At 58.0% G+C, this 19,636-nt stretch carries 17 protein-coding genes; 1 reads left to right on the forward strand and 16 read right to left on the reverse strand.

All coding sequences use genetic code 11. From position 1 onward, the window contains the following. Positions 1-6 precede the first annotated feature (6 nt). Positions 7-648, forward strand: a complete 642-nt coding sequence (gene nth / locus soil367_RS10625) for an endonuclease III (protein WP_136549088.1) — start codon at positions 7-9, stop codon at positions 646-648. A gap of 117 nt (positions 649-765) precedes the next feature. On the opposite strand, the gene soil367_RS10630 is transcribed toward nth, so the two are convergent. The 16 genes from soil367_RS10630 to dnaE form a co-directional block, all read right to left on the reverse strand. Next, entirely contained in the window at positions 766-1,338 is a 573-nt protein-coding gene (locus soil367_RS10630) for a chalcone isomerase family protein (RefSeq protein WP_216642708.1), read from the reverse strand. A 193-nt stretch (positions 1,339-1,531) separates the two neighbouring features. Further along, positions 1,532-2,530 (reverse strand): RNA polymerase sigma factor RpoS, encoded by a 999-nt coding sequence (gene rpoS / locus soil367_RS10635; RefSeq protein ID WP_136549089.1) that lies wholly within the window; start codon positions 2,528-2,530, stop codon positions 1,532-1,534. An 89-nt stretch (positions 2,531-2,619) separates the two neighbouring features. Continuing rightward, positions 2,620-3,453: a peptidoglycan DD-metalloendopeptidase family protein gene (locus soil367_RS10640; protein ID WP_136549090.1), complete on the reverse strand. Its 834-nt coding sequence runs from the start codon at positions 3,451-3,453 to the stop codon at positions 2,620-2,622. A 336-nt stretch (positions 3,454-3,789) separates the two neighbouring features. Continuing rightward, positions 3,790-4,683 (reverse strand): DUF368 domain-containing protein, encoded by an 894-nt coding sequence (locus soil367_RS10645; protein ID WP_136549091.1) that lies wholly within the window; start codon positions 4,681-4,683, stop codon positions 3,790-3,792. 126 nt (positions 4,684-4,809) lie between these two features. Further along, on the reverse strand, positions 4,810-5,466 hold the full coding sequence (locus tag soil367_RS10650) for a protein-L-isoaspartate(D-aspartate) O-methyltransferase (RefSeq protein WP_136549092.1): 657 nt from the start codon (positions 5,464-5,466) through the stop codon (positions 4,810-4,812). Beyond that, positions 5,463-6,212 (reverse strand): 5'/3'-nucleotidase SurE, encoded by a 750-nt coding sequence (gene surE / locus soil367_RS10655; RefSeq protein WP_136549093.1) that lies wholly within the window; start codon positions 6,210-6,212, stop codon positions 5,463-5,465. Before surE ends, soil367_RS10650 begins: the two co-directional genes overlap by 4 nt. Before the next feature lie 47 nt (positions 6,213-6,259). Next, the gene (truD, locus tag soil367_RS10660; RefSeq protein WP_136549094.1) at positions 6,260-7,237 is read right to left on the reverse strand and encodes a tRNA pseudouridine(13) synthase TruD; all 978 of its coding nucleotides are present in this window, start codon (positions 7,235-7,237) and stop codon (positions 6,260-6,262) included. Further along, positions 7,234-7,746 (reverse strand): 2-C-methyl-D-erythritol 2,4-cyclodiphosphate synthase, encoded by a 513-nt coding sequence (gene ispF / locus soil367_RS10665; RefSeq protein ID WP_136549095.1) that lies wholly within the window; start codon positions 7,744-7,746, stop codon positions 7,234-7,236. Before ispF ends, truD begins: the two co-directional genes overlap by 4 nt. Before the next feature lie 47 nt (positions 7,747-7,793). Then, complete coding sequence (gene ispD / locus soil367_RS10670) at positions 7,794-8,504, reverse strand: 2-C-methyl-D-erythritol 4-phosphate cytidylyltransferase (RefSeq protein WP_136549096.1); 711 nt, start codon at positions 8,502-8,504, stop codon at positions 7,794-7,796. A 153-nt stretch (positions 8,505-8,657) separates the two neighbouring features. Continuing rightward, positions 8,658-8,930 (reverse strand): cell division protein FtsB, encoded by a 273-nt coding sequence (gene ftsB, locus soil367_RS10675; protein ID WP_136549097.1) that lies wholly within the window; start codon positions 8,928-8,930, stop codon positions 8,658-8,660. Positions 8,931-9,175: 245 nt separating this feature from the next. Beyond that, positions 9,176-10,477 carry a phosphopyruvate hydratase gene (gene eno, locus soil367_RS10680; protein ID WP_136549098.1) on the reverse strand — a complete coding sequence of 434 codons (1,302 nt, stop codon included), beginning with the start codon at positions 10,475-10,477 and terminating at the stop codon, positions 9,176-9,178. Positions 10,478-10,548: 71 nt separating this feature from the next. Next, positions 10,549-11,394, reverse strand: coding sequence for a 3-deoxy-8-phosphooctulonate synthase (gene kdsA, locus soil367_RS10685; RefSeq protein WP_136549099.1), 846 nt, complete (start codon positions 11,392-11,394; stop codon positions 10,549-10,551). Between the two features lie 57 nt (positions 11,395-11,451). Next, positions 11,452-13,086, reverse strand: a complete 1,635-nt coding sequence (locus soil367_RS10690; RefSeq protein ID WP_136549100.1) for a CTP synthase — start codon at positions 13,084-13,086, stop codon at positions 11,452-11,454. 130 nt (positions 13,087-13,216) lie between these two features. Further along, positions 13,217-14,599 (reverse strand): tRNA lysidine(34) synthetase TilS, encoded by a 1,383-nt coding sequence (gene tilS, locus soil367_RS10695; RefSeq protein ID WP_136549101.1) that lies wholly within the window; start codon positions 14,597-14,599, stop codon positions 13,217-13,219. Beyond that, a complete protein-coding gene (locus tag soil367_RS10700; RefSeq protein WP_136549102.1) occupies positions 14,583-15,536 on the reverse strand; it encodes an acetyl-CoA carboxylase carboxyltransferase subunit alpha in 954 nt (317 codons plus the stop codon). Before soil367_RS10700 ends, tilS begins: the two co-directional genes overlap by 17 nt. Positions 15,537-15,959: 423 nt before the next feature. Next, a complete protein-coding gene (dnaE, locus tag soil367_RS10705; RefSeq protein WP_136549103.1) occupies positions 15,960-19,442 on the reverse strand; it encodes a DNA polymerase III subunit alpha in 3,483 nt (1,160 codons plus the stop codon). Positions 19,443-19,636 lie beyond the last annotated feature (194 nt).

Here is a 19,636-nt window from a genome sequence, read left to right on the forward strand (position 1 = left end):
CTGGTTTTGAACAAAGAAAAGCGCGCTGCCATATTTGAGCGACTAAAAATCGCAAACCCCGCCCCAACGACAGAGCTGGAGTACAGCACACCTTTTGAGCTGCTTGTTGCCGTGGTGCTTTCAGCTCAGGCGACCGACAAAGGCGTCAACAAAGCGACTGCGCGACTGTTTCCCGTTGCGAACACGCCCGAGACGATACTTGAGCTGGGGCTTGAGGGTTTGAAAGAGCACATCTGTACCATAAATTTCTATAACACCAAGGCCCAGAATGTGATGAAAACCTGTCAGGCCCTGGTGGAGCACCACAGTTCGCAGGTGCCCAGCACCCGGGCTGAGCTGGAAGCGCTACCGGGCGTCGGCCGCAAGACCGCCAACGTGGTGCTGAACACGGCGTTCGGCGAGGCCGCCATGGCGGTGGATACGCATATTTTTCGCGTGTCCAATCGCACTGGCATAGCCAAGGGAAAAAACGTGCTGGAGGTTGAGCAACGGCTGATGCGACTGGTGCCGAAAGAGTACCTGCAGGATGCCCATCACTGGCTGATACTGCACGGCCGCTATACCTGTGTGGCGCGCAAGCCCCGCTGCGGTATCTGCCTCATTGAGGACCTGTGCGAGTTCAAACAGAAGCGGGATTATCTCGAGTAGCGCTCAGGATCTGGCTTGTGCAGCGTTTTTACTACAGGTCATGCGCTGCGTATCCGGGTTCAGCCGGCCCCTGGCAGCGGCCGACGCTGCTGACCGAAGAACGCTATGCCGCGAGGCTCACTGCCCGAGCATGCCTTCCTTGAGGCCGGACTGAACAGGATCATCGGATAGCCAGATGCCGAACACAGCCCGCTTGAAGAGTTCCCCTTCGGCCACAATGCCCTGATCCACGCCGTTTTTGTAGACGAGCACGCCCTTTGCCGGATCATGGACAATGTCGAACTGGTCACCCTCCGCGATTTCCTCGTCGAATCCCGCGAGAAACCGTTCTACCTGCGCCTTGATCGGCTCGATATCGCCATCCATGGACTTGTTCAGCCCCTCCATGGTCGCCTCCTTCAGCTTGGCACTGGTGATCATGCCGGAAACAATCATGAGCCTTATCGCCATGGGCTGGTCTGATTCAATAATTTCCCGTGCGGCCGCCTCGGCCATCGACTCAGGCAGATAGAGCCCGCCGACGTAGATATCCATGAACCACTGTTCCCGCACTCCGGCACCCTTGAGCTTAAGCTCATGCCCGGCAAAACTCCCCCGCGCTGGCACCTCGACACCGGCAATGCGCTCCGCCTCAACGGCGCCGGCCAAAGCCGATAGAAAAATCATTACCGCTGCAATTAGTGGCTTCAATGTACCTCCCCTGTAACCGGATCGCGGTTCCGAACAAAACGGCTCTATTCAGCCTGGCTCACATTCTATACCCAAGCTTTGTCAGCTTATCAGACCAAGTACCCTATAACGGCAAAAACCCCGATCCAGATATCATCTGAACCGGGGTTTCTTCGAAAGGACGAGCAGTTGGTGCCCGCCTTGAGTTTTCTACTCAGGCGCTGAAGAGCGTTTCGCTGGACAGCCCTTCTTTCTCCATCAGCTCGCGCAGACGACGCAGGGCTTCAACCTGGATCTGACGAACCCTTTCACGGGTCAAGCCAATCTCGCGACCAACATCCTCAAGGGTGCAGGTATCATAACCGCGCAGGCCGAAGCGCCGAGCGAGTACTTCCTGCTGTTTGTCGCTCAACTGATCGATCAGGCGATCGATGCAGCCGCGCATATTGTCTTCCTGCAGCATCTCAGCCGGGTCGGACGCGCCCTCATCAGCCACGGTGTCGAGCAACGATTTGTCGCCATTGACGCCAACCGGGACGTCCATGGATGTTACGCGCTCATTCAGCCCCAGCATGCGCTTGACGTCGGCTACCGGCTTGTCCACAACCGCGGCGATTTCCTCAGCAGACGGCTCGTGGTCGAGTTTCTGTGCCAGCTCACGCGCGGTGCGCAGATACAGGTTAAGTTCTTTCACGACGTGGATCGGCAAGCGAATGGTGCGGGTCTGATTCATGATCGCACGTTCGATAGTCTGACGGATCCACCAGGTGGCGTAGGTCGAGAAACGGAAGCCACGCTCCGGGTCAAACTTTTCTACCGCACGGATCAGACCCAGGTTACCTTCCTCGATCAGGTCCAGCAGTGTAAGGCCACGATTCACGTAGCGGCGCGAAATCTTGACCACCAGGCGCAGGTTGGACTCGATCATGCGCTTGCGGCCACTCTCTTCGCCCTTGCGTGCGAGGCGGGCGAAGTACACTTCTTCTTCTGGTGTCAGAAGCGGGGAGAAACCGATCTCATTGAGATAAAGCTGGGTTGCGTCGAGTTGCTTGTGGCCCGAGTAGTAGCTGGACGCCTGGCGAGCTTTCTCGATCGAGACAACCCCATCGTCTTCTGCATCCAGATCATCGTCCACGCCAAGGTCCAGCGCCGAAGCCTGTTCTTCCTGCTCTTCTTCAAAAGTCTCGTCGATCAGTTCGCGTTCTGCAGCCATGTTCTTAATCCTGCCGTTTCCAGTCCCCGTTAAACTCCGCCTCTTTTATTTTTGCTCTGGCGAAGCACATTCACCTTTCGGTGTGTTTGTTAGCGAGGCGGCAAGTAGCGCATGGGGTCGACCGGTTTGCCACTTTTGCGTATTTCAAAGTGCAACTTGGTTCGGTTTGTTCCCGTCGCTCCCAACTCCGCAATCTGTTGACCCTGCGCTATGCGCTCGCCTTCCCTGACCAGGATCTTTCGATTGTGGGCGTAGGCACTTAGAAAATGCTCATTATGGTTAATAATGATCAGTTCCCCGTAACCTAGCAGTCCGCTGCCGGCGTACACCACCTCACCGTCAGCAGCGGCCCGTATTGGGTCTCCCGCCTCACCGGCGATATCAATTCCTTTGTTGATAACGCCGCTGGTAGAGAACGTCGCAATTACCGGGCCAACAAATGGCCAACGCCAATTGATGTTGGCAACGTTTCGATCATCCCTCTGTAACTGTTTGTTACTCTTTGGGGTATTCGCGGCCACTTTCGGCTGGGACGATCTGGCAGGGGCAGCGCGCCGAGACGATTGAGCGGGTTGCGCCGGAGACTTGGCGGCGACAGACCTGGATGCTCTGTTGGGATTGCCCTGGAGGTCCAGGCGGATAACCTGCCCCGGCTTGATTGTGTAGGGCGACCTGATTCCGTTGGCATCGGCAAGCTCATGCGCATCACGGCCATAACGCCAGGCGATTCCAAATAAGGTGTCACCCGGCCTGACGACGTGGCGCCCCCAGTTTACAGGCGGGTTGTAACGGTCATCCCGGTAGATGTCCGGCGAGGTACAACCAGGCACAAGCAGCATCAGTAACAGCAGAGCAATCACCGGCGGGGCTGTCCTGGCGAGTCTGGCCAGGCTAAGCGTTTGATGCGAATGGAATCTGGCCATCGGTCCGAACTCTAAGCTATAAAAATGACTTTAATATTCTTAAAGGTTCTTATCGATACCCCGATTTTCTATCTCCCTGCGGTAACTGGCTCAGCTGCCGGAACATTATTTTGACGCACAGGGTCAGCCATGTGACCTAAATTGTTACTTTACGGAACGCCCTCGGTAACACTTTCGCCCCGAAGGTTACACTTATGTAATGCATATAAACGCTTTTTGGAATTTTGGAGAGATCCTGAATAGCTGATTTGATAATCACTTACCGGCTTTACCTCACAAAAAAGTCCTGAGTACGTGGCTTTGGCAGTGCATCTGCACCTAAACTCCGGTTCATGCTTAGGGGGCGCGCTTATTTTGACGCTCGCCCAGCCACTCAAGCAGTAACACCAACACAAAGCCCGCTGCTGCAAGACCGAGGGCCGACACCAGGTAATGAGGTTCGCCGGTAACGGAAGAATAGTCCACCGGGCCGACATTTGCCTGAACCAGCGGCAACGGATTGCCGTGACGGTCTTCGCCCCACTCTTGGGTCAGCTTCCATGGCCAGACCTTGTTCAGGGAACCGACCATGAAACCGGTAAGCAGCGCCAGGGCTACGGCCTGGTAGCGCCTTAGCGCCCAGGCGATCAGGCGGGAAAACAAGAGCAGCCCGCTCAGGCAGCCGGCGGCAAAGATTCCCAGTACCAGAATGGCTCGCTCATCAATCGCGTTGACCACGGGCGCATACATGCCCATGAGCAAGAGAATGAAGCTACCGGAGATGCCCGGCAAAATCATGGCGCAAATGGCTATGGCGCCGGCGGCAAAAAGCGTCAAGCTGGTCACCGCGATCTGTCCCGGAACCATTAAGGTGATTCCAAAGGAAACCACAGCACCTGCAACCAGCGCGGCTATTTCGCCGGGTCCAAACCGGTCGATCTGGCGACCCACGTACCAGATAGCGGCAACGATGAGCCCGAAAAAGAAACTCCAGAGCCGGACTGGCTGCTGCTCCAGCAGCAGACTGATCACGCTGGCCAGACTGACAATACTCGTCAGTATTCCGGCTAGTAAGGCCAGCAGAAACGTGCCGTCAAGCTCGCGCCAGAAACGCCGCGCCTGACGGTGCTTCATCGCTGAGAACAGTACCGCAGGCCCATGGGCAATGGCGGTCAGGAGCCTTTCGTAAATACCTGATATAAAAGCGATCGTGCCGCCTGATACACCAGGTACTATATCTGCCGCTCCCATGGCGCATCCTCTCAGAAAGACCCCCGGGATCGAATGGCTCACTGTCCGTCGCTGGTCGCTCAAGAATTTTCCTTCCACAGTAGCTTTACAGTTGCAGTTGCAGAACAGGCCGCCGATGCCTTTGGCCTAACGCACCACGCCTTCCAGAAGTGGCACGAACCGGACCGGTTCGAGCACGGTTGTGACAAAGTCGTCGCCACGCCGAACCACCCGCGTGAGCATCTGGGACGACTCGCCTACGGGAATGATCATGGTCCCGCCCTCAGCCAGCTGCAACGGAAGCTCATCGGGTATGCGCGCCGGCGCTGCGGTAACCAGTATGGCATCGTAGGGCCCGGCTTCGGGCCACCCCATGGTTCGACCCGCCAGACGCAACGAGACATTGTGCAGGCTCAGCTGACGCAAACGCTCACGTGCTTTGGCCTGTAGGGGCGCGATTCGCTCGACACTGAACACCTGTTCTACCAACTGAGCAAGAATAGCGGTCTGGTAACCCGATCCTGTACCGAGCTCCAGAACCCGGGAAGGCTTGCTCTGCATCAGTATCTCGGTCATCCGGGCCACAATGTACGGCTGGGATAACGTTTGACCGTGGCCAATCGGCAGCGAGCTGTCTTCATACGCCCTATGGGACAAGGCCTCATCCAAGAAAATGTGGCGCGGGGTCTTGAGAATGGCGTCAAGCACTTTCGTATCCCGGATACCCGCTTCCTGTAACCGCTGGATGAGCCGCATACGGGTCCTTCGCGAGGTCATGCCGATGCCATCAAGCTGCGCGCTCATGCCTGGGCCTCCATCCAGTCCTGAAGCGGCCCGAACGCATCATAGCGCGTCATATCAACCTGCAGGGGTGTAATGGAGACCTTGCCTTGCTGGACCGCATGAAAGTCCGTGCCGGGGCCGGCGTCATCTCCGGCGCCGGCCGCTCCAATCCAGAACCGTTCACGACCCCGGGGGCAGGTCACAGGCTGGGAAGCCTGGCCACGGGCGCGATGGCCAAGGCGGGTGATTTCCCAGCCTTTTATCTCATCGTACGGCACATCGGGCACGTTGACGTTCAGGATGGTTCGGGCACCGACCGCCAGCGGCATGGCATTGTCCAGCATGCGCCGGACAACCCGCGCTGCCGTGTCGTAATGCATGCGTCCTTCATTAACCAGCGACACAGCAATTGCCGGCTGAGCAAGAAAGCGCCCCTCGACAGCCGCAGCGACTGTGCCTGAATAGAGGACGTCATCACCCAGATTAGCGTGCGTGTTGATACCTGAGATCACCCTGTCGAACGCCGTATCGAAAATATCACCAAGGCCGAGATGTACGCAGTCGGTAGGCGTTCCGTCGATGCTGACGAAACCGTTTGGGAGGAACAGCACATCCAGGGGACGCGTCAGGGTCAACGCGTTACTCGCGCCGCTGTGATCACGATCAGGCGCCGCGACCCGCACGTCGCCCAGGTCGCGCAGCATCTCAAACAGAGCGCCGAGCCCGGGTGCGTTAACGCCATCATCATTGGACAACAACAAATTCACGTTCGTTTCTCCACCCGGTCACCCGGAACAAATATCAATGAGTCTGGTTACTGCCCGGGTGCTTTCTCAGGTTCGGCCGAGATCAGGGTCACAGCCTCTCCCAGCCATGAAGTCGCGTAACTGCCAGCCGACAGGCTGAATGCCAGAATGAGATCGTCGCCTTCCCAGCGCATGTCGAAATCCCGTGGCACAACGCAAAGGTCGCGTCGTTCGGGCGCCAGACGGCGCGCTCTGAACAATCTGTCGAACGCGGGATACGCCGCAAGCATGCTGTTCTCAGTCTCAGCCAACGGACCGCTCGCGCCTCCGCCGCCATCCCCGAGCATGGGCCCGGTCGGGCGTTCCAGGATCGGATCGCCCTCAATCCTGTTGAGCCAGGTGCCAGCCTCTACCCGAGCTGCCAGAACCTCGTTGAAAAGCCATGACCGTGCCGCTGACAGGTAAAGCCCGGTACGGACATTTCTGCCCCGCAATTTGCGCGGGTCAAGGGCTTCAGCTTCCCGAAGGTTACCACCACCATGACCAAACCGTTGAGGACCAAAGTAGTTCGGACCGCCCTTTTCCGCCAGTATATTCAGCCGTGTTTCCAGGGCGGGCCGGTCACCCTGAACCTCACGTAGCCGGATCACAAAGCGGTTGCCCCAATGCTGCCCGCGTCTCAGCTTACTGCGATTACGTGTATGCGAGAGAATCCTGAATTCGGCCCCCAGTTTTTCCAGCGCTGTATCGTCGGCAATACCCGGTAACTGTATGCTGAACCACTGACGGGTGACGGCATGGCGATCTTTGAGTCCGCAGAAGCTGACCGCCATATGTTCTACACCCAGGCAGCGAGCCAGTTGTCTGCCGATAAAATCAGTATTGTCGCCACGCTTTTCGAGCCAGAGGCACAGGTGCTCACCCTCTCCCGAGAATGGCTCCGTCAGAATTTCTTCAACCTCAAAATCTTCAGGGACCGTCTTGAACCGGCCCGTCGCGACCGGCCCTCCCCAGGCAAAGGGCCAACTCAGACGCCACTGGTTCATGCCGCGCTCCCGGCAGCCGTGACCTTCTTCGTGTCCTGGGCCTGTAGCAGGCATACAGCCTGGCACGCGATACCTTCGCCACGCCCGGTGAAACCCAAATGTTCTGTAGTGGTCGCTTTCACACTGATGAGATCGGGTGCGACCTGCAGGTCCTGGGCAATGTTTGAGCGCATGCCGGTTATGTGAGGGGCAATCCTGGGGGCCTGGGCAATTATCGTCGCGTCCACATTGACCACGCGATAGCCTCGGGAGTGGACCTGGCGCATCACTTCGTGCAACAGCGCCCGGCTGTCGGCATTCTCCCAGCGTGCCTCGGTGTCAGGAAACAGATGGCCGATATCACCCAGCGCGAGCGCACCCAACAGGGCGTCTGACAGTGCGTGTAGCAAAACATCGCCGTCTGAGTGCGCCTTCAGGCCACGCTCATGGGGAATACGAACCCCACCCAGCGTAACGTATTGTCCTTCTTCGAACGCGTGGACATCGAAACCCTGGCCAATACGGAACATACCCACTCCCGTCTCATGTTCGTTCAGCCCGGCGTAACCGGGCCTGATCAGTGACCCCGAAGAATCCAGGCGGCTAGCGCCAGATCCTCCGGGACGGTCACCTTGATATTGTCGGCACAACCGGCCACCAGTCGGGGCTGAAGTCCGAGCAGCTCTACTGCGGAGGCCTCGTCGGTGATTTTCGCGCTGTTTTCCCGGGCACTCTGCAGCGCCCGGTCAAGCACCTCAAACCTGAAAACCTGAGGCGTCAGGGCCCGCCATAAGCGGCTCCTGTCAGCGGTAGCCTTCACCGCGCCGTCTGCGCCCACTTCCTTGATCGTGTCTGTCAAAGGCGCGCCCAGCAACCCGCCAACCCTGTTTTCAGCCAACTCATCCAATAACGAATCAATATCCGCCTCTCTGACACAAGGCCGGGCAACATCGTGCACCAATACCCAGTCCAGCGGTGACGCCCGCCCCCTGAACTGGTCGAGCCCTGCCCGAACAGAATCGTCCCGCTCGGCTCCACCTGTAAAAGGCACAATTCGCCCGTTCGACGCGCTTTCGGTATTGCCCCACCAGCGGTCGTCGGGGTGTAACGCCAGATAGATCGTATCGATACGACCAACCTTCAGCAGCCGCTCCAGGGTAAGGTCGATCAGAAACCGATCGCCCAGTCTCAGATAGGGTTTGGGCCGGTCAGCCCGCATACGGGCGCCGACACCGGCTGCCGGGACGATAGTCCAGACTCGGGGTGATTGGCTGCTGTTAGGCGTCATATCAGGATCTGGTATGGCTGAAAGTCGCACGGACTGGTCGGTACTGGCTGCGCCCGCGGGAACCGGGCGAGGGTCAGTCGATCTGGACCCGAACAGCATCTTACAGGAATCAACAGCCCGTCAGAGTCAGACGAGTGTGCAAACGTGCTATCGCTAAGGTTGCACGACAAGGAAGAAGGTTTCGCCTTTGCGAATCAGGCCCATGTTGGTGCGGGCGCGCTCTTCAATAGCGCCTTCTGGCTCGCGTAGATTGCGTACCTCGGCCATCAACCGGTCATTCCTGACTTTAAGGACATTGTTGGCTTCCTGCTGGGCCTCAATTTGCTGATTGAGCTGCCAGACCTGCGCAAAGCTGCCTTCGCCCACCCAAAGGCGGAACTGAAGACAGACTATCATCACGGCCATAATGGCCCAAAGCCACTTCATGGGTTTTCCTCAGGTCGCATCAGGCAGTTGTCCATGCATGTGCCCATGCTCAGAGCCAACCCTTCAGCAACGACTGTCACCAGCAGAAAAATAATCGCCCGGGATTAACAGGTCCGGAGCAAAAACCGGTGTCCGGCAAAGATTTGCAGCGGACACCGGTATTTACCCATAAATGCTAAGCTAAATACTAGACCAGGTCGGCAAAATCGCCACTCAGCATATCAACTGATGGGGACAGCCGAGCATTATGCCTTGCCCTGCCCCTTGATTTCGGTAAGGCCGTTGTAGCGTGCTGCGCTGCCCAACTGTCCCTCGATTCGCAGTAACTGGTTGTACTTGGCCACCCGGTCGGACCGGCAGAGGGAACCTGTCTTGATCTGGCCGGCTCGGGTAGCGACAGCCAGGTCAGCGATAGTGGTGTCTTCGGTTTCGCCAGAGCGATGGGAGATAACGGCCGTATAGCCTGCCTTCTGGGCCATGCTGATGGCGTCCAGTGTTTCGGTAAGACTACCGATCTGGTTGAATTTGATCAGAATCGAGTTGGCGATGCCTTCGTCGATGCCCCGCTTCAGGATGCGGGTATTGGTGACAAACAAGTCATCTCCGACTAACTGCACGCGCTTGCCCAGTTTCGCGGTCAGGGCCGCCCAGCCTTCCCAGTCGCTCTCGTCCATACCGTCTTCGATAGAAACGATGGGGTAACGGTCACACAGGCCCGCAAGATAATCGGCGAACTCCGTGGCAGAGAACTTCTTGTTTTCGCCGCGCAGATGGTACTGGCCGTCCTCGAAAAATTCAGACGAGGCACAGTCAAGCGCCAGCGTGACGTCCTTGCCCAGGGTGTAGCCCGCATTTTCAACCGCGGTACGAATCATTTCGAGGGCGGCTTCATTGGATGGAAGATCGGGTGCAAAGCCGCCTTCGTCACCCACTGCCGTACTCAGCCCCTTCTCCTGAAGAACTTTTTTCAGGCTGTGGAATATCTCAGCACCTACCCGCAGGGCTTCAGCGAAACTGCTCACCCCAACCGGTTGAACCATGAACTCCTGAATGTCGACGTTGTTATCCGCGTGCTCCCCGCCGTTCAGGATGTTCATCATAGGCACCGGCATGGAGAACTCACCGGGCGTCCCGTTAAGTTCGGCAATATGCTCGTATAGCGCAACGCCTTTTTCTGCCGCGGCTGCCTTGGCCGCTGCCAGGGAGACCGCCAGGATTGCGTTGGCCCCGAGTTCGGATTTGTTTTCGGTACCGTCTAGATCGAGCATCACCTGGTCGAGTTCACGCTGCAGAGCAGGATCTCTTCCCACCAGGGCCGGTGCAATACGATCGTTGATGGCGGCGACAGCCTTGAGCACACCCTTGCCGAGGTAACGGGACTTGTCTTTGTCACGCAACTCGAGGGCCTCACGAGACCCTGTTGAGGCGCCGGATGGAGCACAGGCCCGACCCAAAGCACCCGAGTCAAGAACTACATCGGCTTCTACCGTGGGGTTACCCCGGGAATCCAGAACCTCTCTTGCACGGATGGAGGCAATCTTCGCCATTGTCTTCGATCTCCCTGGTCAATAAGTGGCAAATTTGAGCGCCATAGTAATCAAAAACAAAAAAGAAATGTTCACGCAGTATCAAGTTTAGGAAAGCTTTTGACGAGATCGTCCAATTGCTTGAGCTGTGCCAGGAAAGGTTCCAGCTGGCTCAGTCTAAGTGCACAGGGGCCGTCGCACCTGGCCTGGTCGGGGTCAGGATGGGCTTCCAGAAACAGTCCTGCCAGCCCCTGGGAAAGTCCGGCGCGTGCCAGCTCGGTTACAGCTTCACGACGGCCGCCGGCGGAATCCGAACGGCCGCCTGGCATCTGCAGTGAGTGGGTCACGTCAAAAATAACAGGGCAACCAAGTCGCTTCATGATGCCGAAACCCAGCATGTCGACGACGAGGTTGTTATAGCCGAATGAAGTGCCGCGCTCGCAGAGGATGATCCTGTCATTCCCCGCCTCTTCGCACTTGTTAATGATGTGCTGCATTTCCTGCGGCGCAAGAAACTGGGCTTTTTTGACATTTATGACCGCACCGGTGTGCGCCATTGCAACCACCAGGTCGGTCTGTCGCGAGAGAAACGCGGGTAGCTGGATAATATCGCAGACTTCCGCCGCAGGCAGCGCCTGCTCAACCTCGTGAATATCAGTTAAAAGGGGTACGCCGAAGGTCGTTTTGATGTCTTCCAGAATCTTGAGGCCCTCATCCAGCCCAGGCCCGCGAAACGAGTGCATGGACGAGCGGTTGGCTTTGTCGAAGGAAGCTTTGAAGACATAGGGAATCCCCAGCTTTTCGGTCGCCCTGACGTAGCTCTCCGCCACCTTTAAGGCAAGATCCCGGGATTCCAGCACGTTCATTCCGCCGAAAAGTACGAACGGCAGCTCGTTGCCAATCCGCACTTCACCAACCTGGATGCGTTCCTGCGTCATAGCTTGTTCCCAATCTCAAGAGAGGCCTCGCGATAGCTCCGGACCTGGCAATGCAGTTCAAACCCGGCGCTGGCTTCCGTTTTCGAACGCCGCGTTGACAAAGCCCTCGAACAACACATGGCCATCCCGGGGCGTAGAGGTGAACTCGGGGTGGAACTGACAGGCAACAAACCACGGATGGTCCGGCACTTCGATGATTTCCACCAGGGCATTGTCATAAGAGCGCCCGGAGACTGACAGCCCGGCCTTTTCAAGGTGGGGGAGGAAATGGTTATTAACCTCATACCGGTGCCGGTGCCGCTCGCGGATGACGTTACTCTGGTAGCACTCATAGGCCCGGGACCCTGCGACGAGGTTGCAGTCCTGCGCACCCAGACGCATGGTGCCGCCCAGATCAGACGCCTCATTACGCAGTTCAACCGCCCCGCCCGCGTCGACCCACTCGGTGATAAGCCCCACTACGGGGTACGGGCACTCCTTGCGGAATTCTGTGCTGTGTGCGTTCTTGAGGCCTGCAACATTGCGGGCATACTCGATAACTGCCACCTGCATGCCCAGACAGATGCCAAGGTAGGGAATCTTGTTCTCCCGGGCGTACTGAACTGTTGCAATCTTTCCTTCGACGCCCCGGGAGCCAAAGCCCCCGGGTACCAGAATCGCGTCAACGTTTTCCAGGATGCCGGTGCCTTCGTTCTCAATCACTTCGGAATCGATGTAACGCATTTCCACCCGGGTGCGAGTGCGGATGCCGGCGTGCTTGACCGCTTCAATAAGCGACTTGTACGCGTCCAGCAACTCCATGTACTTACCCACCATGGCGATAGTGACGAGCTTCTCGGGATTACGCTCGGCATCGACCACAGCCTGCCACTCTGACAGGTCCGCCGGGCCGCACTGCAGGCCAAAGCGCTCGACAATCAGCTCATCGAGTCCGTAGCTGTGCAGCATCTGCGGGATGTCGTGAATGGTGTCGGCGTCCTGGAGCGGGATGACAGCCCGTTCTTCGACGTTGGTGAAGAGCGCAATTTTCCGGCAGGACGACGCGTCAATAATGTACTCGGAGCGACACAGGAGAATATCCGGTTGCAGGCCGATGGAACGCATTTCCTTGACCGAGTGCTGGGTAGGCTTGGTCTTGATCTCGCCGGCGGTGGCGATATAGGGCACCAGGGTCAGATGCATGAACAACGCACGCTGGGGGCCGACTTCCACACGCAACTGGCGGGTAGCTTCCAAAAAAGGCAGAGACTCAATATCACCCACGGTGCCGCCAACTTCGATCAAGGCAACATCGGCTTCACCGGCGCCCTCGACAATGCGGCGCTTGATCTCATCGGTGATATGGGGAATGACCTGCACGGTGCCGCCCAGGTAATCGCCGCGGCGCTCCTTACGGATAACCTCTTCGTAAACACGGCCGCTGGTAAAGTTATTGCGGCGTGTCATGGGCGTGCGAATAAACCGCTCGTAGTGGCCAAGGTCCAGGTCGGTCTCCGCACCATCGTCAGTAACGAACACTTCGCCGTGCTGAAACGGGCTCATGGTGCCCGGGTCAACATTGATATAGGGATCAAGCTTGAGAATGGTCACCTTGAGGCCACGCGCCTCAAGGATGGCAGCCAGCGACGCCGACGCAATACCTTTGCCCAACGAGGACACCACACCACCTGTGACAAAAATATAGCGCGTCATGAATTCCCCATTGTCGCTTTTGATTAGAGAGTCTGAATTCGGATAAGGAGGGTAAAAATTGGGTCACAAAGACCCTCACAGATGGGACGCCAGATTAGCAGAAAGTGACGGGGTGCTCAATCAGTAAGCGTTAACGCAGCGGCTTGGCAGCACCCGTTGCTCTGGCACGAAACGGTGGCGAATGCCAGCGAATCACCCACCCGGACTGTCCCGCCAGGGCACGGTAGTCAGGGTGAATCCACAGATCACCGATGCCGACCAGAACATCGGCCTGCCATATCAGCGGCAATGCAGCTCGCTCCCAGGGAGGGATACGCCTCCCCTGCAACCACTTTTTGAGCGGCTGTCGCTGACCGCTGGCCAACACGATGTGTTCGCCGCCCTGGCGAGACCGGACGGTAAAGCCTGGCTCAAAAGGCACAAGCCCTTTACCCTCGCTACGCTCGGCGACCAGTTGGCCTTCGCCCCAGGATAGCGCCCCAGGTGGCTGCCACAACGTCGAATCGGGCCGATGCCCCAGTACGGCCTGATTCAGTACCATTGCCCGACCGTTGTAACGCCTGATCACGAAGCCCGGCCCGGAAATTTCGGCAGTGCCATCTGCCCTAGCAGCGAGAAACTCCGGCAGCGCATTGAGCAGCTGTTTTTCACCCAGGGGCGGCAAACCTGAAGTACGCAGCCACCATTGTACGAAGTTCCGCTGCCTGGGCTCGCTCAGCTGCAGCAGCGGCTCCAGTAAAAGATCCCCGGTCGAGGCTTCGACAGTACAGGCGGCGTCCATCTCTGCCAGTTCGTTCAGCAGGATGACTGCCTCTCGGCCGTGCCTGGCATTGCGCTCCATTCGCTCGCTTGCGTCGGGCCATCGCCTTTTGAGTATGGGCAACACACGATTACGAAGGTAATTACGGTCGTAGTGGTCGTTGGCGTTGCTGGGATCCTCAATCCAGAACAGGCCCGACTCCCGTGCAAGCTCGGCCAGTGCCTGACGCGTCTGGGAAAGCAGCGGACGGTAAAGCTGGGCCTGACCCAGCGGACGGCTCTCCGGCATGGCTGCGAAGCCTGCCAGGCCTGATCCCCGCATCATGCGGTACAACTGGGTTTCCGCCTGGTCGTCCGCGTGGTGGCCCAATAACAGCACTTCTCCGGAACGCAGGTTTTGCTCGAAAGCCTCGTAGCGGGCGTCGCGGGCCGCGTCTTCCAGGCCCTTTCCGCTGTCGCCCTCCACGGCCACCGGAACAATTTCCAGCGGCACCGCCAGCCTGTCGCAGATATGCTGACATACTGACGCCCAGGCATTGGATTGAGACTGCAGCCCGTGGTTGATGTGGACTGCCCGCAAGGTATGAGGTCGTGCCCTGTGCTGTTGCCACGCCATCGCCAGGTGCAACAGCACCACGGAATCCAGACCGCCGCTCAGAGCGACGGTCCAGGCTACAGGAGGAAGGTTTTCAAAGGCCCGCTGAAGGGAAACGGGCCACGACGCAGGAGAGAGCGGATCAGCGACCCGTGTCATAGGCGGTAAGACGCTGATAGCGCTGTTCGATCAGATCGTCCGTATCCAGTTCGCGCAAACGCTCCAACTCTTCGATCAGTGCGGTGCGCAGACTGCTTGCCATCAGTTCAGGATCCCGGTGAGCACCACCGAGGGGTTCGGCAATGATCCGATCCGCGAGTCCCAGCTCGCGCAGCCGCTTCGCCGTTACCCCCATCGCATCTGCGGCGACAGACGCGAACTCTGCGCTCTTCCAGAGAATCGAGGCGCACCCTTCCGGCGAGATGACCGAATAAGTCGCATATTGCAGCATCATCAGCTTGTCACAGACACCGATAGCCAGCGCGCCGCCGGAGCCGCCTTCCCCGATGACGGTAGAGATGATCGGCGTTCGCAGACGAGACATTACACCAAGATTGTAGGCAATCGCTTCGCTCTGACCACGCTCTTCGGCGCCAATGCCGGGATAGGCCCCGGGTGTATCAATGAAGGTCAGCACCGGAACGCCGAAACGCTCGGCCAGCTCCATCAGACGACAGGCTTTACGGTACCCCTCCGGACGCGGCATGCCAAAGTTACGCTTAACCTTGTCCTTGATCTCACGGCCTTTCTGATGGCCAATAACCATGACCGATTGGCCGTCGAGGCGCGCCAGGCCACCGACAAGCGAGGCATCATCACCGTAGCGGCGGTCGCCGTGCAGTTCGTCGAAATCGTCAAAGATCTGGGGGATATAGTCGAGCGTATAGGGACGCCTCGGATGGCGGGCAACCCGGGCAATGTCCCACGACGAAAGATCCGCGAAAATGCTCTCGGTCAGGTTGACACTCTTGCTCTTGAGCCGGCTGATTTCGTCAGTAATGTTGATGTCGGAGTCATTGCCGACCAGACGCAATTGCTCGATCTTGTCTTCAAGCTCGGCGATAGGCTGTTCGAAATCGAGGTAGTAAGGATTCATGATTACCCGTTGGTTACTGGCGTCAAGCCGGTCACTTTTAGTTAAATGGCCGTGGTAGCTTCAAATGGCTGTGGCCGCGGCTCAATCACAATCGCTAGTGTGCCGATGCAAACAGAAAAGCAGTGCAGCTGAAAATGCAAGTTACTTCAGAAGGCTGCGCGAGTCACGGTCGTTATTGTTCACAGTCTCGTCATACTTTCTTCCCGCAGACTCGACGTTTCCCGTGAATATCGGTTCAGGTTTTCTGGGCTACTCCCTGCACCATTACGCTCACTGCACCGTGATAAGCGCGCCTTGCCAGCCGCGTGACGGTTTCCAATGTAGCAGCCTTGGGCAGCAGGCAAAAGGCGGACATTAGTATAAAAAGGGTCGGCTTCATCCCCGACCGCCAACCAGGCGCCCGAATATTCGTCGGTGGTGACGTTATTCGTAGACCAGATTGACCCGGTCATCACCCAGCAAGCGCCGCAGCCCAAGCAGAAGCTCATCATCTGGCAAGACCTGCCAGTCAGCGCCCAGCTGAATTTGGGTACGGGCATCTGCGCGTGCGTAGTCGACACTGACCCGGCACCCTTCTGCCCGATAGGGGCGTAGCACCGCAGTTAGCTCGTCCATCAGGCCGTTGCCCAGCTGCTTGTGGTCAATAGCCAACTTCAAGCCGCGGCTGTAGCGCCGCCGGGCTTCTGCCACATCGTACACCGCCTCGGCCCTCACCTTCAGCGAACCGTTGTAGTCGTCATAACTGATATTGCCTTCAACGATCAGCACCGCATCTTTCTGCAGTGCTTCCCGACTCTGATCGAACGTCTCGGAAAACATGGCGATCTCAATCCGTGCGCTGCGGTCGTCAAGCGTCGCAAACGCCATGGTCTGGCCACGCTTGTTCTTCATGGTCCGGAAGGCCACCAGCAAGCCGGCGATACGTTGGGTGCCCTTGCCTGGCTTCAGCTGGGCGATGGCATTGGGCGCAAAGCGCCGGACTTCTCGCTCATACTCATCAAAAGGGTGGCCGGTCAGGTAAAGTCCCAGCGTATCTTTCTCACCCTGGAGGCGGGCCTTGTCGCTCCATTCCCGCAGGTGCGCAACTTCTACATACGGGTCATCCTGGCCTTCGGGAATCAGGTCTTCCCCAAACAGGTCACCCATGCCCGCGTCGGCGTTCCGGCTTTGCTGACCCGCCTGTTGCACTGCTTTTTCGATGCTTGCCATTAATTGCGCGCGGCTGGGTCCCTGTTTGTCGAGCGCCCCCGCCCGAATCAGGGCTTCCAGCGCCCGTTTGTTGACCTTGCGCATATCGACGCGGGCGCAGAAGTCGAACAGATCCCTGAATGGCCCGCCGTTTCTCCGGGCAGCGACGAGGCTTTCGATAGGGCCCTCGCCCAGCCCCTTTATCGCGCCAAGCCCATACACCACTTCACCGGCATCGTTAACGGTGAAGGTGTATTCGCTGGTATTGACGTCAGGCAGGACCAGTTCGAGCTTGAGATTACGGCATTCCTCAACGAGGGTTACCACTTTGTCCGTATTCTGCATGTCCGCCGTAAGCACCGCGGCCATGAACTCGGCGGTGTAGTGGGTTTTCATCCAAAGGGTCTGATACGACACCAGGGCATAGGCGGCAGAGTGGGATTTGTTGAAACCGTACCCCGCGAACTTTTCTACCAGATCGAAGATGTTCTCAGCCAATTGCTGGTCTATGCCGTTGTTGGCGCAACCCTCAATAAAGATGGTCTTCTGCTTGGCCATCTCCTCGGGCTTTTTCTTACCCATGGCACGGCGCAGCAGGTCAGCCTCACCCAGCGAGAACCCAGCCATGACCTGGGCAATCTGCATGACCTGTTCCTGATACAGGATGATGCCATAGGTCGGCTCCAGCACCGGTTTGAGCCCGGCGTACTGAAAGTCGGGATGAGGATAGGATACCGGCTGGCGACCGTGTTTACGGTCGATAAAGTCGTCCACCATGCCCGATTGCAGGGGACCCGGCCGGAACAGCGCCACCAGGGCGATCATGTCTTCCAGGGAGTCGGGCTGCAGGCGCCGGATCAGATCCTTCATGCCGCGGGATTCCAGCTGGAACACCGCTGTGGTATCGGCTTTCTTCAACAGCTCGAACGACGGGCCGTCATCCAGTGGAATAGACTCAATGTCCAGATCGAGCAGCCCCTGGCGACGGCGGCGGGCGTTAACCATTTTCAGCGCCCAATCGATAATCGTGAGCGTCCTTAACCCCAGGAAGTCGAACTTGACCAGCCCGGCCTCTTCCACATCGTTCTTGTCGAACTGGGTTACGAGACTGGTGCCATCAGGCTCGCAGTACAGCGGTGCAAAATCAGTCAGATTGGTGGGTGCGATGACCACGCCACCGGCGTGTTTGCCGGCGTTACGCGCAACACCCTCCAACTTGCGTGCCATCTCCCAGATTTCCTGGGCTTCTTCGTCAATCTCCAGGAACTCTCTCAGGGCCGGCTCCTGTTCGACCGCTTTTTCAAGGGTCATGCCCACTTCGAAGGGAATCAGCTTGGACAGCTTGTCGGCCAGGCCGTAGGACTTGCCTTGCACCCGGGCCACGTCCCTAACCACCGCTTTCGCAGCCATGGTGCCGAACGTGATTATCTGGGAAACAGCATTGCGGCCATATTTTTCGGCGACGTAGTTGATGACCCGGTCGCGGCCTTCCATACAGAAGTCGACGTCGAAGTCGGGCATGGACACCCGCTCCGGATTTAGAAAGCGCTCGAACAGCAGGTCGTACTGTAGCGGGTCAAGATCGGTAATCAGCTGCGAATATGCAACCAGAGAGCCGGCGCCTGACCCCCGGCCCGGCCCCACCGGTACGCCGTTCTGTTTGGCCCACTTGATGAAGTCCATGACGATCAGAAAGTAGCCTGGGAACCCCATCTCCAGAATGATATCGAGCTCGAACTTCAGGCGCGTAAAATAGACCTGCCTGCGTTCCGCATAATCGGGTGCGTTTGGGTCGAGAATCGTTTTCAGGCGGTCTTCAAGCCCCTCTTCGGATACCTTGATGAAGAACTCATCCATGGTCAGCCCATCGGGAACCGGGAACTGGGGCAGGAAGTACTCCCCGAGCCGGACCGGCACATTGCAGCGCTCGGCAATCGCCAGAGTGTTCTCCAGTGCTTCCGGAATGTCCTCGAACAGGGCCGCCATTTCTTCCGCGGACTTCAGATACTGCTGGTCACTGAACCGATGTTCGCGCCGCGGGTCATCCAGCGTCCGGCTTTCGCCGATACACACGCGAGCCTCGTGTGCCTCGAAGTCGTCCTGGGCCAGAAACTGCACCTCATTGGTGGCCACCACGGGAATATCCAACTCGGTCGCCAAACCCATGCTCAGGTGCAGGCACTCCTCGTCGTTAACCCGGCTGGCCCGTTGCAGCTCCAGGTAGTAACGGTCAGGAAACAGGGCCAGCCAATACTCGGCCCGCTGACGCGCCAGGTCGGACTTACCGTTCAGAAGAGCGCGACCCACGTCGCCCGCTTTGGCGCCGGACAGCGCAATCAGTCCACCTGAGCGGGCTTCAATCCACTCGCGTTTGATTAGCGGCTTGTCGAAAACCTGGCCTTCCGTAAAGCCGAGAGAAATGATTTCGGTCAGATGGCGGTAGCCGTCAGCGTTGGTGGCCAGCAATGGCAGCAGGAACGGATTCTGGGGTTCGTCAGGATTTTCCAGCCAGAGATCAGCGCCCACTATCGGCTTAACCCCGGCACCCAGCGCGCCTTTGTAGAACTTCACCAGCGAAAACATGTTCGACTGTTCGGTCAGAGCAATAGCCGGCATGTCGAGCTCGGCCACCCGCTTGAATAGCGGCTTTATGCGGACCAGCCCGTCAACCAGTGAATATTCTGAATGGACTCGCAAATGAACAAAAGCTGCAGACATGGGGCTCCCGGAATACACGACAACACGCTGAAATACGCGTGAAAAGGCTGGATATAGCAATACTGGAGGTTGGAAAACAACCGGTCGAAAGCGTCAAGCCGCAACCCACGCAGGCATGCGGCAAAGCGCAACTATTCTAGCAGGGTTGGTGCCTGCTGCTTAGTCCTGGTTGATTCAATCAGAGGCTGGGAAGA

The sequence above is a fragment of the Hydrocarboniclastica marina genome, assembly GCF_004851605.1.
Lineage (GTDB): Bacteria > Pseudomonadota > Gammaproteobacteria > Pseudomonadales > Oleiphilaceae > Hydrocarboniclastica > Hydrocarboniclastica marina.